We start from the raw sequence: 16,789 nt of genomic DNA, 5'->3' as shown, positions 1-16,789 counted from the left end.
TCAGACACTGTTTTACAACGAATCGTACGGAGGCAGTGCCATGCAAACGGATCGGGACAATATACCTACAACCGTAATGGTGCAATGAACAAAGATAGCCACAAGGGAATTTTGGGGATTAATTATAATTCCTTAAATTTACCAAGTGAGCTTGCCGTAAAGAATATAGAAACCAGCGGTAAAAGCTATTACACCTATACGGCTTCAGGCGTGAAGCTGCGCACCGTTCACCTGAATTCCACTGATGTGGGCTATACCCCCGTCCTGGGATCGACAAGCGGGGATGCCAATTTCGATAAGCGAATCACTACCGACTATGTTGGCAATATAATATACGAGCAAGATGCCTTGAAACGTATTCTGATCGATGGTGGCTATATCGAAAGCGGTCTATATTATTTCTATGTGAATGATCATTTGGGTAACAACAGGGTTGTTGTCGGATCAGACGGACAGCGTAAACAACAGAACCATTACTATCCGTTTGGTATGACTTTCGCTGATAATCCTAATCTGACTGCTCAACCATACAAGTACAATGGCAAGGAACTGGATAGAAAGCATGGCCTGAATATGTATGATTACTCGGCAAGGCATTACGATCCGGCATTGGGCAGGTTTAGTACGGTGGATCCTCTGGCGGAGAAGTATTATAGCTGGAGTCCGTATAATTATGTTGGTAATAATCCGATAAGACGTGTCGATCCTGATGGGAAAGATTGGATAGATAAGCTTATGGGGGTCACTATTGGAGTTGTTACCAACAATTTACCGGGTTCAACAGGTTTGAGGAATGTATATACTCCAACCGATGCCTCCGAATATAATAGAACCTTGCGGGCAGTAGACAATGTAGCCGTAATTGTAGGGGCAGCTACGATAGTTGCAGGAACATTTAATATGTCCGCTGGAAGTGGTACAGCTGGAGCAGGAGGAATTATTGCTGCCTCAGGTGTAGGTTCTCCAGTTGGAGGTCTAGTTGCCGGAGCAGGAGGTGTAGTTGTAGCGGGTGGAGCTGCAGAAGTTATCGGAGGGGCAGTTTTATTAGGAAATGCTTATCTTAATAAACAAGCCGGATATGATTATGGTAGAGTATCGGAGGCTAGCTCTAGTAAAAGTGGAGGAAAAGGGTCAAATCATTTGAAGCCAAGTGAAGAAGCTACAGGCCCACATTCTACATTTAGAAGAGATAAAGATGGAAATATATCCAACACAACCACTTATAAAGAAAATTCACGAAATCCAACTGGTTTTGATGAGGTAAAAAGGGTGGATAGGACAGGAATTCCACATAGAAATAAATCGGGTGATAATGTGCCAACTCCTCATGTTCATGAAAAAGGAGATGTTAGGCCTGCAAACCCCAATGAAATACCTAAACCTAAAAGATGATAGTAAAAATGGAAACAAATACTTTAATACAAGATTTTGAAAATATTAATTTTCATGACTGCAAAGTATATGCTATTGGGTTCAATGATGAAACAAATGAATTTTTAATGGATATTGATTATATTGCAGAGTGGATTAATAGAGAAAAAAAAACTTTCACTTTCAATATTTGTCCGGCAACCTTAGTGTTTGAGAACATATGGAACCTAAACATTGATATATCTATGAACGTAAACTTAACAATAGACAATATTGAGAGATGTAATCCTCATACCCCGCGTAATATTAAATATCTACCACCATCTTCAATAGAATATGATTGGAATATAGAATTATTACAAGGACAAATATCTTTTAAATCAATAGGTCTAAGTCTGTTTCAAAGAAAAACGACATTGTTGTCTGATAAACAATTCTTTACGGTTGGAGAACGAGGGGGCGTTTCTTTAGAACGAGAAGGTATATGTATATCGTATTTTTAAAGAAAATAAGGGAATGATATATTCCGTCCTTGTAATCCCGAAGTCATAATTATTAGGATTTACAATCCACTATAAACTCACTCCTGCCAATCATATATTGGCAGGAGTGTTTTATCTTATGGGTAAGGTATAGTTTACATATAACTTTTGTCATCTTTGTCAGGTTTTAGTTAAAATTACTCCTATGCTTATAATGTCCGCTCGTGGACAAAATCCATAACAAGCCCGTTGTTTAGTCAGACACTGTTTTACAACGAATCGTACGGAGGCAGTGCCATGCAAACGGATCGGGACAATATACCTACAACCGTAACGGTGCAATGAACAAAGATAGCCACAAGGGAATTTTGGGGATTAATTATAATTCCTTAAATTTACCAAGTGAGCTTGCCGTAAAGAATATAGAAACCAGCGGTAAAAGCTATTACACCTATACGGCTTCAGGCGTGAAGCTGCGCACCGTTCACCTGAATTCCACTGATGTGGGCTATACCCCCGTCCTGGGATCGACAAGCGGGGATGCCAATTTCGATAAGCGAATCACTACCGACTATGTTGGCAATATAATATACGAGCAAGATGCCTTGAAACGTATTCTGATTGATGGTGGCTATATCGAAGGCGGTCTATATTATTTCTATGTGAATGATCATTTGGGTAACAACAGGGTTGTTGTCGGATCAGACGGACAGCGTAAACAACAGAACCATTACTATCCGTTCGGAATGACCTTTGCCGATAGTTTCAATCCGGATATCCAACCCTACAAGTACAACGGTAAGGAGTTTGAGAAAACTCACGAGCTGAATATGTATGATTACTCAGCAAGGTATTATGATCCGGCATTGGGCAGGTTTAGTACGGTAGATCCGCTGGCGGAGAAGTATTATTCGATTAGCCCGTATGTGTATTGTCTAAATAACCCATTGAAATATATTGATCCAAATGGGGATTCAGTAAGAGTTCATGTTGAAACAATAGGAACTGGTCACGCTTGGATTACAGTTGGGGAGGGTGATGATATGGTAGTGTACTCTTACGAGCCTCTTGAAAGAGACAACATAAAGACAAGTGGTAACTTGCGAGTAATGAGGGGGAAGCATGCTCAAGACTATATGAATAGTAAGAAAAAGGGAACTAACATGAATTCTTATGTTGTCACAGATATTTCAGATGAAACAATGACAGAAACCATGGATAATATCACGACATCAGCGAAGTCAACATATCGTAGTCCTGGGGATAATAGTAAAGGAACTACGGATAACTATATAATAGATGAATATAATCTTTTTTCTAATAATTGTACAACATTTGCATCCGATGCTTTAAATAAAAGTGGTTCTGAAGCAATGGAAACGACAAGACACTACCCAAGTCCAACACCAATGATAAAAAATAAAGGATATACAATAAAAGAAAGAATTGTTACACCTCATTATTTAAAAGGATTTTTAAATTCAAAATCTCCATCATCAAACATATACAGAAGTTATCGTCGCCAAGGTAGTACATCCAAAAGATAAATAGATGAAATCAATTAAGAAATACATATGTATATATATACTCCTCTCAATATTGATAGGAATGTTCTCTGTTTATAAATATATAACTAAACATATTAGATTGAAATATGGTGTAGATGAATTAAGTCTTTTAGGAGAGAATCCTTATGAAATATTAGAATCTCAAGTAAATGATATGATTGATTATATTTGTCTCATAGGTATTTATATAATTGTGGGGGTTGTTGGAGGTCTGTTAGTATTGCGAAGTATTAGAAAAAGTGATATATAGCCCTGCTCGCGCAGACTTCCAGTCTGTGTGTTGCAAAAGCAATAATAAAAACCATCCTGCCAATTTGCATTTTTTGCAGGATGGTTTATAACATAGCAAAATTGTGTTATGAAAATTCCACATCTTTATCTATGCCTTTTTTGAATAGGTAGTAGACAGCCAATTGAGAGTTCTTTGATTTTTTGTAGAGGTTTATTACTTTTTAGTTAAAATTCCACCTGTGGTAAAAACGGTGCGATGACCAAAGATTTGAACAAAGGTATTTCTTCCATTCAATATAATTCGTTAAATTTACCAAGACAGATGGATATAAAGAGTCCTGTTGCAGAGGCAAGGAACGAATATGTCTATTCGGCAGGAGGTCAGAAGCTGAAAGTAGTCCAGAAATGGAACAGTAGTTATTCAACAAGTCCGGTTGTTGGCTCAACAATAAATGTAGCAGCATTGGATATGACCAAGACCACCGATTACGTTGGCAACAATATCTATGAAAATGGAACGCTTAAACGCATCCTGACTGACGAAGGTTATTACGACATCGGAAAGAGTACATACTATTTTTATTTCCGTGACCATCTGGGCAACGTCAGGGCAGTAACCGATGCAAACAGGGTACTGGAACAGCGTAATAACTATTACCCGTTCGGTATGAGTTTTGCGGACAACTACGACAAAGGAAGCAAGCAGCCGTACAAGTACAACGGTAAGGAACTCGACCAGATGCACCGCCTGGATTGGTACGACTACTCGGCAAGGTATTATGAACCAAGTATAGGCAGGTTTACTACGGTCGACCCGTTGGCGGAGAAGTATTATAGCTGGAGTCCGTATAATTATGTTGGAAATAATCCGATAAGATTTGTTGATTTTAAGGGTGATAGCATAAGCGTCCCACAACAAAATCAAGCTCAATTTACATCAGACTTAAACACTGTATTTGGAAACCATACCCAAAATTTCAGTTATACAAGCACAGGTATGCTTGTATATAGTGGTTCTACTAGAGGAATGACCCGAGATCAGAAGACCGCGTTAAAAGGTCTGACAAAAGTTATGAATGAGAGTACTATAACTAATATTATTTATGGAACAAGCACCCAAGTTACAGATAATAATGGAAATACAGAAACTGTTAATGCTTCGGATGGAGGAGGAGCTCTGACATTGTTAGCAAGTGAGAACCCTAATCTAAATCTAAATGGTCAAAATACTATTCTCATAGACCCCTCAATGGGAACTAGTATGACCGTGCAAGCTGTACCCCTGCTTATTATTTAACACCAATAGACCCTGCTAATGGAGCTCGGTTTATACCAACAACAGTCACAACAAATGTAGCAGATGTAATATTCCACGAAATAGGTCATATTATATATCGAGGAAAATCACAAAACAAAGTGATTGATTATAATAATAGTGTTAGAAGAACTCTCGGTTTACCTCCTAGACCATATGATGAAACACATAATAAAAACGTAAGACAAGGCAATTATTAATGAAAAACAATACCCTCATATTAGCAATTATTCTATTTATTTTCTCTTTTCAAGTAAAAGCGCAAGTGAATATTTCAAATATAAATCTATCACAACATTCGGATAGTTTAATCTCTATTCTTGTTAATACAAATAAGGATGTATTTGAGTTTGAATTAATTAATAATACATCGGATAGTTTATATTTATTTGATAGCTATTTAAATGAAAATGCATTTTCTGATATAGAACAGTTATATAATGCAAGGTATCTGCATCGATTCGATAGAAAAGAGAACCAGTGTAAGTTGTCATTCTTACCTTTAATACCTTATTTATCAGTAGAACGCAATGATTTATATATTATTGGGGAAAATCGTCTCATCCGAAAAGGGCAAATTTTATATAGTTTTAAATCCATACTACCACATAGTAAGTTATGTATAAAAATACCAAAGGAGTCTTTTTATCAAGAAAAATATATAAAAGAAGTAGACACAAAGAAAATGTCGAAGTTTGACAAGAAAATGAAGATTAAAAATATTGATGGTGTAAAGTGCGACAATATTGTTGTCGAATTTGCAGTTTATAAAAATATTAATATTATAAATAATTTTGAAGCCTATTATTACAACGAATTTGAATTTAACGAACAAGTTTTGTCATACAGCATTATATCTGTTCTTATTAATTTATAACTTGAAAAAGCTATTGATTCATTTTCTAAAGAGTTATAATGAATAGGATTAACCTCGTCCTTCGGGATTACAAATACAGAAGTAATAACTATTAGGATTTACTATCCACTATAAACTGAGGCTGTCCCATAATTGGATCAGCCTCTTTTACCTTATAGATAAGATCGAGTTTTATATGTAATTTTAGTTTTGTCAGGTTTTAGTTAAAATAAATCACTAGCTTTACATACTCAGCCTCAGGCGTGAAGCTGCGCACCGTTCACCTGAACTCCACCGATGTGGGCTATACCCCCGTCCTGGGATCGACAAGCGGGGATGCCAATTTCGATAAGCGAATCACTACCGACTATGTTGGCAATATAATATACGAGCAAGATGCCTTGAAACGTATTCTGATCGATGGTGGCTATATCGAAGGCGGTCTATATTATTTCTATGTGAATGATCATTTGGGTAACAACAGGGTTGTTGTCGGATCAGACGGACAGCGTAAACAACAGAACCATTACTATCCGTTCGGAATGACCTTTGCTGATAGTTTCAATCCGGATATCCAGCCCTACAAGTACAACGGTAAGGAGCTTGAGAAAACTCACGAGCTGAATATGTATGATTACTCAGCAAGGTATTATGATCCGGCATTGGGCAGGTTTACTACGGTGGATCCGCTGGCGGAGGAGTATTATAGTATTAGTCCGTATGTGTATGTGATGAATAATCCGTTGAAATACATTGATCCTGATGGCAGAAAAATAATAGGAACAAATGGAAAGCCTGTAGGATTGGTAAATGGTAAATTAACCTCCAATGCTCCAAAAGATTTACAAAGAGTTGGTACTGCAATGCTTAGGTCCAGAACCGCAACTCGAAGTCTAATGTACTTATTAAATCACAAAAAGGATATTACTTTGTCAATAAGCTCAAAAATAAAGACTGAAAAAGAAGGGGGAAAAACAGCTACGGTTTTGGGAGAAACATCTCAACGAATGACAGTGAAAAATGGAGAATTAGAAGTTAAAGGATTTGATATCGTACTATATGAGGGATCTATTAAGAAAACAATAGAACAAGCTAAAAAAGATAATCAGCCAAAAGATGTCAAAGATTTAGATGGGTTATCCGTTGATGAGGTTTTAGCAGTTACGGCAGGTCATGAACAGGGACATACTACCCCTGAGAATGTTCAGTTGTCCACTGAAGGTAAGGTTGGTAAAGTTGAAATACAACCTAAAAGTATAGAAAAGCAGATTATAAAAGAATTACAAGAAATAAAAAAAAGATCTCAATAGAAAAATCAATATTTTATGAAAAAAATAGCAGTATTATCATTATTTATTTTAATTACAAGTAATATTTTTTCTACAGAAATTCCATTAAAAGAAATAAAGGAAAGCGTATTGTCATTCTTACAAAAGAATGGGGATTGTCCAGAATTTTATACACTTGATAATTTCCCTAATGAAATGATAACAAACCCTTTGAATAAAAATACTATAAAAGAAAAAGAGCATGGAATTTATTTAATAAAGAATTTTCTTGTACACGGATACTTACATTATCTTTTAGTTGATAATAATGGTTTTTCTATTATTGACATGAGAGAATCCCCCCAAGTTAATATAGTGATCTTATTGCACTTTTTAGAGGAAAATGAGAATTATACAAAAAATGATGTATTATTTTATATTAGAAATTTTGTTGACACTTCTGAAAGAAATGAAAAAAACATCAATAGAAATTCTGTTATAATTAATGACTAAAAAAAACTCTGTTCCTTCAGATTTACAATACTCTATAAACCCACTCCTGCCAATATATCATTGGCAGGAGTGTTTTATCTTATAGATAAGATCGAGTTTTATATGTAATTTTCGTCATCTTTGTCAGGTTTTAGTTAAAATAAATCACTAGCTTTACATACTCAGCCTCAGGCGTGAAGCTGAAAGTAAAGCATACCTACAATCCTAACTTCTCTACGGCACCCGTTATCGGTTCCGATGTAACGCTCAGTCTGCTCACTCAGGTAAAAGAAACCGACTATGTAGGCAACAAGATCTACGAAAATGGTAAACTCAAGCGTATACTGGTAGATGGCGGCTACTGGGAAGACGGTAAATACTACTTCTTCCGGCAAGACCATCTGGGTAACACCCGTGTTGTACAGGATCAGGATGGTACCCTTATCCAGCGCAAGTATTACTACCCGTTCGGAGCAGGATTTCCTGAGAACACAAAGGATAATGGTAAGCAGCCCTACAAGTACAACGGCAAGGAACTCGACCAGATGCACCGCCTGGATTGGTACGACTACTCGGCTAGGCATTACGATTCGGCATTGGGTAGGTTTACGACAGTGGATCCGTTGGCGGAGAAATTCTATAATTGGAGCCCGTATGTATATTGCTACAATAATCCGATAAAACATATTGATCCGGATGGAAAACAAGGTATTGTTGTTCCAACTCCGGTTGGCCCTGCACCTGTACCTGTCTTTGTTGCGACTGGTACAACAACATCAGCTACAGGATCAATGACCTTAGACCAGAGGGAAGCATTAGGAAGGGAATACAAAAATGCAGGAAAGGCTATTGTCGAAACCACGATTGCTTTATTGGGTCTATCTATCGCAGATCAGGCAGTTAGGGCAGATGGGTTAATGACAGCAACGGAAAGTGCACTTGAACTAAATAGAAATGCACCAGATCCCAAATGGGAAAGAAGAAAAGAAAAAGAGGCCACAGAATGGGCCGCTGAGCAGCTTGCTGCGCATAAGGCTTTGGAAACAGGAGGTCATAACCCTGAAAATAGAGGGCGAAATTTTAACCCTGATCCCAATAAAAATCATTCTACAACTGTCAAAATTGTTGCAGGAATAACTGCATTAGTTAAGCTTTCATCAGATATTTATAATAAATCAACAGAGGATGGGAATACTAAAAAAGAAATGGAAAAAATAGAAAACAAGGTAGAAATGAAAATAAATAAAAGATAAAGTAATATATTATGAAGAATGTAATAAATATACTTATATTATTAGGAAATATATTTTTTTATCCCTCTTTATTACTGGTTGTTATTGCACTCATATTTAGACAAGAGTTGGACCATTTTCAATACGGACAAATTATTAGAATTATTTTGTTTATTATTCTATTTGTTTCAGTTTTAGGAAATATTTTTAAATTAACTAGGAGTAATAAAGATTAATTACTAAATAACTCCCGCTTCCACTAGGCTTATTGTTTCCTTGTCCTTCGGGATTATAAATCCCGAAGTAATAACTATTAGGATTTGTAATCCTCTATAAACTCACTCCTGCCAACATATCATTGGCAGGAGTGTTTTATCTTATAGATAAGATCGAGTTTTATATACAATTTTCGTCATCTTTGTCAGGTTTTAGTTAAAATAAATCCTTAGATTTACATGCTCAGCTTCAGGCGTGAAGCTGAAAGTAAAGCATACCTGCAATCCTAATTTTTCTACGGCACCCGTTATCGCTTCCGATGTTACACTCAGCTTACTTACTCAGGTCAAAGAAACCGACTATGTAGGCAATAAGATCTACGAGAATGGTAAACTCAAGCGTATATTGGTCGATGGCGGCTACTGGGAGGACGGTAAATACCACTTCTTCCGGCAAGACCATCTGGGTAATACCCGTACCGTACAAGATCAGGATGGGACCTTTATCCAGCGGAAGTATTATTATCCGTTCGGGGCAGGATTCCCCGAGAACTGTAAAGAAAACGCCAAGCAGCCGTATAAGTATAACGGCAAGGAACTCGACCAGATGCACCGCCTCGATTGGTATGACTACTCGGCAAGGCATTATGAACCAAGTATAGGCAGGTTTACTACGGTCGACCCGTTGGCGGAGAAGTATTATAGCTGGAGTCCGTATAATTATGTTGGAAATAATCCGATAAAGAGAGTTGATCCAAATGGTAAGGATTGGGTTGTTCGAATAGTTGATGGAATAACTGAATATTATTACGATAGAGATATTCGCTCCCAAGAAGATGCTAATAGTAAATATGGGAGTAATAATTTTGTTATGCACTTATCAAGTGGTTCCAGCATGACAAGGTATAATGCTAATGGCGAAATGACAGCTCAATTTACATTCTTTAATGATGGCAGTAATAGTAATGAATATGGAGCAGTTATAGATGTTCACGGCAACTTGATGCCAGATGATAAAATTATATATGGTAATGATTTTACTATTTTTGGGACAAGTGATAATAGTGTGAATGCTGAAACATTACATAAGAATTTATTTCCATCAGCTTTATCCCTGATTTTTGGGCCACCAACAAGTTATACAGGATCTAATAACCCATTGGCATATAATGGGGAGCTTTCTTATCAGTATAAATCAAGAAATAGAAGCGAACTTGGATCAATGGTACACGATATAATTTATACTCTGAATGGTGCTGGTGGAGAAAATGATGCTTTCTTTAATACTTCGGTTCGAGATGCAGATTTATTTTTGGTTAATTATAATATAATTAATGCTTTGAGGCCAAGTACATCGAGGGTAGACAGGAATAGATCTTTAGGAACTGCTATACTTTTCAATTATCTTATTTCGAACTCACGTTAAATTATTATGAATTTACTGAAGGATATATTATTCCTACAACTCAGGATCAAGACGAAACAATAAGGAATACATTTACGAATATTGCTAACAATGAAGAATATCGTTTAGACCCGAGTAATCCAAACCATTGCGGAACAGCTGTTCAAAGAAGTTTGACTGCTGCTGGAATTGAAGTAAGAAGTTTAGAAATTATTCCCGGAAGAACTGTAACTAATCGATCTACAGGAGGAGATTCATATACATATCCGACAAGAACTCTTAGAGGAAATTCATATTTACCAAGTACAATATTTAAAGATATTAGACAAAATAACCCACAAGGTTCATACATAAGAAAAAATAAATAATTTATGAAAAATTGGAAAGTTACTCCTTTTTTTATAGCGTATCCTTTAAGTATAATATTTTTTATACTCTATATCTATTCACGAGTATGGACACCTTTTAGTCTTATATTTATTATAGGCTTTATTATAGTTGTATCTTTTATTTTTTTTATGGAAAGACTTATTATAAATAAAATGAATCTAAAAGGTGTTTGGATAGTAGAATTTATTATAATACTTTTACTTTCTTTATTTTGTTTAAGTAACTATATATTAGAGTAATAAGCGTATATTTAATGGCTACTTTTATGGATTTACAAGGCTTCAATAAAGTTGTATCATCAAAAACAACAGTTGAGGAGGATATATCGCGTACCCTGCCAGAGTCCAATAAAAGGTTAGGAAAAGCATCAACATTTAAAGACACATTCACTCTTTCTGAAAAAACAGAATACACCTATGTAAATAAGGGTCTTTCTGAGTTAAATTCAAGTTATTCCTATAGGACTATCGAGCCCACACGAGTTATAGGTGCTGGAATGACGACATCTGTAGGGGAACATAAAACGACTTATACTTATACCGTTCCTCAAAAAAGAAGTTGGCTTGGTAATCTGTGGCATAAAATGACTAATTTTTCATTATGTATTTATAATGAAATCAATAACATATTTATTTATTTGAAGTCGTCTTGACTTTTCGTAATTAGTAAAAAAAGCAGGAAGCGTTAATTTTGTAATTGCTAAAAAAACAAATCAACAACGCTTCCTTATGTACAAAGTACTTGGCAAAGATATAATAGAAAATGAGATATTACCTCATTTGTCTACCGCAAAACGAGGATTTAAGACAAAGAGTTGTCTTACGGAGATAATAAACTGTATTCTCTATAAACTCAAGACTGGTATCCAATGGCATATGTTGCCTGTGAGTAGTCTGTTTTCAGATATAGTATTGAGTTATAAGACAGTTTATGGTCATTTTCGTAAATGGAGTAAAAAAGGAGAATGGAAAAGTTCCTGATTGCGGATATTGGAAAACTATAAATGGGCATTGGACTTATCAACATCATCAGTAGATGGTAGTCATACGAAAGCTCTGCGCGGAGGAGAACAGGTTGAGTTTCAAACCCGCAAAATGAGTAAAACAACCAATACTCTATATCTGACAGATAATCAAGGCTTACCAATAGCTATGTCTTCTCCCATAGCAGGCAATCATCATGATTTATATCAAATTGATATTCATTTAGATGAATTGTTCCAAACGTTAGAAAAAGCAGGCATTTCGACCGATGGTTTATTTATCAATGCTGATGCCGGATTTGATTCTAAGGAATTTAGAAATAAGTGTTTTGAATATGGGATAATCACCAATACAGCTATAAATCCCCGAAATGGGAATAGTGATAATATTGTAATATTTGATGAAATACTATACGAGCAACGATATACTATTGAAAGGACTAATGCATGGATAGATAGCTATAGAACTCTTCTGAATAGATTTGATACTACAATATCCAGTTGGATATCATTCAATTATATCGATTTTATGGTAATTCTTTTAAAGAAAATTTGTAAAACGAAAAAGTCAAGATGACTTCTACTTCTCGAATCGGAAATTGATTTACTGAAACTTATATTTCATCAAACAAATCAACACATAAATAATAATATTAAATCTCACTCATCTAAAGTCTATTTTATCCCTAAGCCAAAGGAAGGCTTAGGGATTGATGGTATGGGAGAATTTGCCACAACATTTGAATTATCCAACCAGTTTGTCGATGAAGAAGGAAAGCCAGCTCCTTTTATCCACATAGCCCATTCCTTAGAAAATGCTTTTAATTTTAGCTTTGGAGATGCCTACAAATCCAAAAATAGAGTATTTTCACGCAAACCTTACAATCTAACCAAAGCACTTGACTATCTAAAAAATCTTATCATAAAAGCAAGCAGAAACAACAAGATGAAAAAAGATGATTTTGTATCACTTTAATTTTCAGTGTCTTGTGAGCGTCTTTTGTGGGAGTCCATATGGATAGCACTATTTTAATTGCTTTGTTCTGCTGTACTTTGCCTTACCAATCGATTGGAATTAATTGGATTATTAATTTCAAAATAAGTATTATTATGTATTTAGATAATCAGGACTTTTTAAATTAGATGGAGATATTATCCAAAAAAAATAGGCGAAATTGGCAAAGACCTAAAATCATTAATCAATACCAACGATGTGTTTTCCGATGAAGAAAAGCTATTGGATAACCAAGATTTGGCTTTTCTCTTAAAAGTGTCATATCGAACATTACAAAGATATCGGACAAATGGGATATTACCCTTCTTTAACGTGAGTTCGATATAAAAATAGTATGTAATCAATTGTTTTCCAAAATATATGGTGCAAATTTCGTGCCCTTTGTGGTTTTTCTTTGTGTCCTTTGTGGTAAAAGAAATAAGATTTAACTACAAAGAGCACAAGGTTTTACACAAGGCTCACAAAGAAAACATATAACTAGCTGATATTTAGATACTATTATTTCGAACTCACGTTTCTTTAAGATTGGTCATAAAACCTATTACCGTACATCGGATGTCCGAAACTTTGTCCGTGAGTATATGGATTCCCAAATCTGCAAAGAGTTCGAGAAAAAGCATCCCAAGCAAAATGATAAAAATTGACGAAGGCTGTTTTCTATTTAAGCCTTCAAATAACGGCTCCGCATTTAGCAGAAACAACTTTGCCTATCGGCTCTGTTCGTTTCGCTAAATTAAGCAAGAGGGAACTGGACTCCGTCCTGTTCTTCCTCTTGCCCTTCGGGGCAAAGCCTTCTGCTTTAGCGTGTTATTAAAACACGCTGTAATTACACTCTCAATTAGCTATTTAAGGTTATTGCTTATTATCAAACGTTTATGTATTCATATTTCTATAAAAAAGTAATTACTCATGCAAAATAATAGTAGAAAAACCATATTTACTACTATTTCCATAGACAAGGAAACGGCTCTATTAGTAGATAAAATATGTAAACGCTATTCACTGAAAAAGAGTGAAGTTGTGAAACTTGCTTTTAGGTATTTGTACAAAGCACATATCAATCCTGCGGATGCTCCCGAATCGGTAAAATCGGAACTGTCCAAAATTAACAAACGACAGGATGATATTATTCGGTTCATTCGCCACTACGAAGAAGAAAAGTTAAATTCGATGATACGAACAAGTCATGCTATTACAGTTCGGTTTGAAAAAGTAGTAATAGAGTTATATAATTTAGTGTCTTCTGAAATTAGTTCTTCTCGGGATTTGCAGAGCAATGTTCTGAAAAAAGTAAGTGAGAAATTCAACGAACACGCAGATGTTATAAATAACCACGCCAAGCAAATTAATTCTCTTTCACAAACACAGCAAAGGAATACTAAAAAACTGCTGAAATTGATTTCTCTATACTCTGAACTTGCAACTGTGGAGTAATGGACGGCAAACGGAAAGAAAGTTTAAAGGCTGAAATTATCAACCTTATAAATGAGAAGTAAGTCATGAACATAGGCTTCCCGCCACCATCCAAAGGCACATATAACAATGCAGGCAGTAGCAGAAGATTAGCTAATTACCTTGAACATGAAGATATGGAACGCATGGAACAGGGAATCTATACCGAAGGGTTCTTCAATCTGACGGATAATGATATTTACAAATCACAGGTCATTAAAGATATAGACGGCAATATAGGTCAGCTATTAAAAACGGATGCTAAATTTTACGCTATCCATGTCAGCCCATCAGAGAAAGAACTGGGTACAATGGGTAAGACCGAACAGGAACAAGCCGAAGCTATGAAACGGTATATCCGTAAAGTAATTATTCCCGAATATGCCAAGAACTTCAATAAAGGACTATCTGCAGAAGATATAAAATTTTACGGGAAGATACATTTCAGCAGGGACAGGTCAAACAACGAACTGAATATGCATTGTCATTTGATTGTCAGCCGAAAAGACCAATCTAACAAAAAGAAGCTATCCCCGCTAATCAATCACAAGAACACCAAGAAAGGAGCTATCAAGGGAGGATTCAACAGGAAAAACTTATTCCAACAGGCAGAACAGGGATTTGATAAGCTATTCAATTACGACAGGCAACTGACAGAAAACTTTGAATATTATAATACTATGAAGAACGGCTCTATTTCAGAGCAGATAAGCTTACAAGAAAGAATATTTATAAGTGAAAAAGAAAATACGCAGATAGACATCAGTGCAGATAAACAGAACTGCATCACTGAAAATAGACATGAACAGGACATTGCACAAAATTAGTCGGGCAGTTCTCCCGATTTAGGATTAAGCTCTGCTTTAGGTATTCTTTCTCCTAATACAAGCAATCCTAGTGAAGAACAGCTTGTTCCACCTAAGAAAAAGAAGAAACGGATAATTAAACGTAAACTACGTTAAATCTACTTCAAAAGCATTATTTTTATTTTTTTACTTTATCTTTGACTTGAAAGAATATTAATATGATTTCAGAAAAAACACAGAAGTTCATAACAAGATGCTGGGAAATATTATATCCGTATGTGTTCTCGTCATTAGGAATTATTTTTGTTTTAATATTTAGGAAAAACGAATTACTTATATCGTTAATAAAAAAAATTCTTTCTTCTAATATATTAGAAATTATTATAACAATAGAGAGTATCTTGTTTGGTTTTTTACTGACGATTTTATCCTTAATTATACAAATGGATAATAGAGCTATCAATGCAATAAAAGAATGTGGGCGTTACAATCAACTGATTGGATTTAGCAAGAGTGCTGTCTTTGGATCTTTAATTACAGTTATATTATCTTTGGTTCTTATCTTAATAAATGATTATCTTACTCAAGATTTATTTAGTTATATTGTACTACTTATTTGGGGGTTCTTTTTCCAATTTAGTCTACTAAGTTTATATAGGTTCGTCCATATTTTTTACATATTAGCTAAATCAGCCTAATAATACATCTAAATCATTAGATAATTTTTTATATACATTTTCGATACCATCTTTTCTTTCCTTAATTTGGAGGTTGGAAGCTACAGTTAATTCAGTTAATGGAAAATATTCACTCATCCTATCAACTATATAATTAATAGTTTCTTCAAAAAGAGTTCCGCCCTCATCTTTTAATCCTTTAACAATAACTCGGTTTTTTATCCTTCCAGGCTGTAGTGGAGCTTCGTCAATAAAGCCAAGTATGCTTAAAACACTTCTTTTATTTACAGTTTGTAATTCATTTGCTTTTACTGTTATACTAATAGCTTTAGAGGCAGAAAAATCATTCGCTACTTTGGCAATATTAGATAAAGTGCCATTTTTGCTTTCTTTTCTCAAAAAGGCTGTTGGGCTTGCTATCTGAAACTCTATTTCTTGAATTTGAACAAGATTCTTTATTCTTTTATATGCATTCGGAAACATTAATGGATTCAAAGAAATAAAGAAATCAGGGTATCCTTTTTGATGCATCACTTCTTCAAAAAAATATTGCATGCTAGATTCTAAAACCCCTAATCTATTAACTTCCCATAGAAGTATTTTTTTCTTTTTATCATATAAGAAAACATTTGGATATGCTAAACCTTGTCCTTTTTTAAGAGGAACAGCACTGTAATCATCTTCATCTCCAGGAGTATGTATTGGTGCTAGATCTTTCTTTTGCGTAGAAACAAACATTCCCATTATAAAATCGCCTTTTGTAGTGATGTGAGACATTTCTATATCTCTATTTTTGTAATAAATTGTTGTTTTGAATATACCATCTAGAAGTAATTTATCAAAATCATAATCTTCCGACACATCAACTAAAGAACAAAGTACTTTTTTATTTTTCATGAGAATATGTTATTAATTTCAAATACAATGATATAAATATTTTTTTAATATAACTATTATGGTTAAAGAAATAGAAAAGATTATTTGTGTTATTCTGATTACAAGCAATATTTTTCTTAATAACTCAAAACCTAT

The 16,789-nt window shown here is 34.9% G+C and carries 12 protein-coding genes and 5 pseudogenes; 16 read left to right on the top strand and 1 reads right to left on the bottom strand.

Translation table 11 applies throughout. From position 1 onward, the window contains the following. Positions 1 to 84: 84 nt before the first annotated feature. The 16 genes and pseudogenes from M2448_RS16580 to M2448_RS16510 all read left to right on the top strand — a co-directional run bounded on the left by M2448_RS16580 (position 85) and on the right by M2448_RS16510 (position 15,236). A complete protein-coding gene (locus M2448_RS16580) occupies positions 85 to 1,392 on the top strand; it encodes an RHS repeat-associated core domain-containing protein (RefSeq protein WP_280647807.1) in 1,308 nt (435 codons plus the stop codon). A gap of 8 nt (positions 1,393 to 1,400) precedes the next feature. Further along, positions 1,401 to 1,874 carry a hypothetical protein gene (locus M2448_RS16575; protein WP_280647806.1) on the top strand — a complete coding sequence of 158 codons (474 nt, stop codon included), beginning with the start codon at positions 1,401 to 1,403 and terminating at the stop codon, positions 1,872 to 1,874. 347 nt (positions 1,875 to 2,221) lie between these two features. Further along, a complete protein-coding gene (locus tag M2448_RS16570; RefSeq protein WP_280697186.1) occupies positions 2,222 to 3,400 on the top strand; it encodes an RHS repeat-associated core domain-containing protein in 1,179 nt (392 codons plus the stop codon). Positions 3,401 to 3,908: 508 nt separating this feature from the next. Continuing rightward, positions 3,909 to 4,949, top strand: coding sequence for an RHS repeat-associated core domain-containing protein (locus M2448_RS16565; protein ID WP_280647804.1), 1,041 nt, complete (start codon positions 3,909 to 3,911; stop codon positions 4,947 to 4,949). A 217-nt stretch (positions 4,950 to 5,166) separates the two neighbouring features. Then, positions 5,167 to 5,844, top strand: coding sequence for a hypothetical protein (locus tag M2448_RS16560; protein WP_280647803.1), 678 nt, complete (start codon positions 5,167 to 5,169; stop codon positions 5,842 to 5,844). A gap of 242 nt (positions 5,845 to 6,086) precedes the next feature. Beyond that, positions 6,087 to 7,133: an RHS repeat-associated core domain-containing protein gene (locus M2448_RS16555; RefSeq protein ID WP_280647802.1), complete on the top strand. Its 1,047-nt coding sequence runs from the start codon at positions 6,087 to 6,089 to the stop codon at positions 7,131 to 7,133. Between the two features lie 15 nt (positions 7,134 to 7,148). Next, positions 7,149 to 7,604 carry a hypothetical protein gene (locus tag M2448_RS16550; RefSeq protein WP_280647801.1) on the top strand — a complete coding sequence of 152 codons (456 nt, stop codon included), beginning with the start codon at positions 7,149 to 7,151 and terminating at the stop codon, positions 7,602 to 7,604. A gap of 173 nt (positions 7,605 to 7,777) precedes the next feature. After that, positions 7,778 to 8,836: an RHS repeat-associated core domain-containing protein gene (locus M2448_RS16545; protein ID WP_280647800.1), complete on the top strand. Its 1,059-nt coding sequence runs from the start codon at positions 7,778 to 7,780 to the stop codon at positions 8,834 to 8,836. Positions 8,837 to 9,286: 450 nt separating this feature from the next. Beyond that, complete coding sequence (locus M2448_RS16540; RefSeq protein ID WP_280647799.1) at positions 9,287 to 10,456, top strand: RHS repeat-associated core domain-containing protein; 1,170 nt, start codon at positions 9,287 to 9,289, stop codon at positions 10,454 to 10,456. Between the two features lie 622 nt (positions 10,457 to 11,078). Beyond that, complete coding sequence (locus M2448_RS16535; protein ID WP_280647798.1) at positions 11,079 to 11,477, top strand: hypothetical protein; 399 nt, start codon at positions 11,079 to 11,081, stop codon at positions 11,475 to 11,477. A 76-nt stretch (positions 11,478 to 11,553) separates the two neighbouring features. After that, positions 11,554 to 12,384 (top strand): annotated as a pseudogene (locus M2448_RS16530) (IS5 family transposase). Positions 12,385 to 12,525: 141 nt separating this feature from the next. Beyond that, the gene (locus M2448_RS16525; RefSeq protein WP_280647797.1) at positions 12,526 to 12,783 is read left to right on the top strand and encodes a hypothetical protein; all 258 of its coding nucleotides are present in this window, start codon (positions 12,526 to 12,528) and stop codon (positions 12,781 to 12,783) included. Positions 12,784 to 12,950: 167 nt separating this feature from the next. Further along, positions 12,951 to 13,137, top strand: a pseudogene (locus tag M2448_RS16520) (DNA-binding protein); the annotation flags it as partial. A 200-nt stretch (positions 13,138 to 13,337) separates the two neighbouring features. Beyond that, positions 13,338 to 13,466: pseudogene (locus M2448_RS20340) on the top strand (DNA-binding protein); the annotation flags it as partial. 265 nt (positions 13,467 to 13,731) lie between these two features. After that, positions 13,732 to 14,318 (top strand): annotated as a pseudogene (locus M2448_RS16515) (BfmA/BtgA family mobilization protein). A 3-nt stretch (positions 14,319 to 14,321) separates the two neighbouring features. Then, a pseudogene (locus M2448_RS16510) lies at positions 14,322 to 15,236 on the top strand (DUF5712 family protein). Positions 15,237 to 15,769: 533 nt separating this feature from the next. On the opposite strand, the gene M2448_RS16505 reads toward M2448_RS16510, so the two are convergent. Then, on the bottom strand, positions 15,770 to 16,654 hold the full coding sequence (locus tag M2448_RS16505; RefSeq protein ID WP_280647678.1) for a DUF6731 family protein: 885 nt from the start codon (positions 16,652 to 16,654) through the stop codon (positions 15,770 to 15,772). Between the last annotated feature and the right edge of the window lie 135 nt (positions 16,655 to 16,789).

Source organism: Dysgonomonas sp. PF1-14, from assembly GCF_029892965.1.
Lineage (GTDB): Bacteria > Bacteroidota > Bacteroidia > Bacteroidales > Dysgonomonadaceae > Dysgonomonas.
The sequence above is the reverse complement of the archived record's forward strand: the minus strand, read 5'-3'. Positions and strand labels throughout refer to the sequence as shown.

Bases quoted from the DNA above. Each gene is read 5' to 3' on its own strand.
- M2448_RS16580 (WP_280647807.1), top strand. From the start codon at position 85: ATGAACAAAGATAGCCACAAGGGAATTTTGGGGATTAATTATAATTCC.
- M2448_RS16575 (WP_280647806.1), top strand. From the start codon at position 1,401: ATGGAAACAAATACTTTAATACAAGATTTTGAAAATATTAATTTTCAT.
- M2448_RS16565 (WP_280647804.1), top strand. From the start codon at position 3,909: ATGACCAAAGATTTGAACAAAGGTATTTCTTCCATTCAATATAATTCG.
- M2448_RS16560 (WP_280647803.1), top strand. From the start codon at position 5,167: ATGAAAAACAATACCCTCATATTAGCAATTATTCTATTTATTTTCTCT.
- M2448_RS16550 (WP_280647801.1), top strand. From the start codon at position 7,149: ATGAAAAAAATAGCAGTATTATCATTATTTATTTTAATTACAAGTAAT.
- M2448_RS16535 (WP_280647798.1), top strand. From the start codon at position 11,079: ATGGCTACTTTTATGGATTTACAAGGCTTCAATAAAGTTGTATCATCA.
- M2448_RS16525 (WP_280647797.1), top strand. From the start codon at position 12,526: ATGGGAGAATTTGCCACAACATTTGAATTATCCAACCAGTTTGTCGAT.
- M2448_RS16505 (WP_280647678.1), bottom strand. From the start codon at position 16,654: ATGAAAAATAAAAAAGTACTTTGTTCTTTAGTTGATGTGTCGGAAGAT.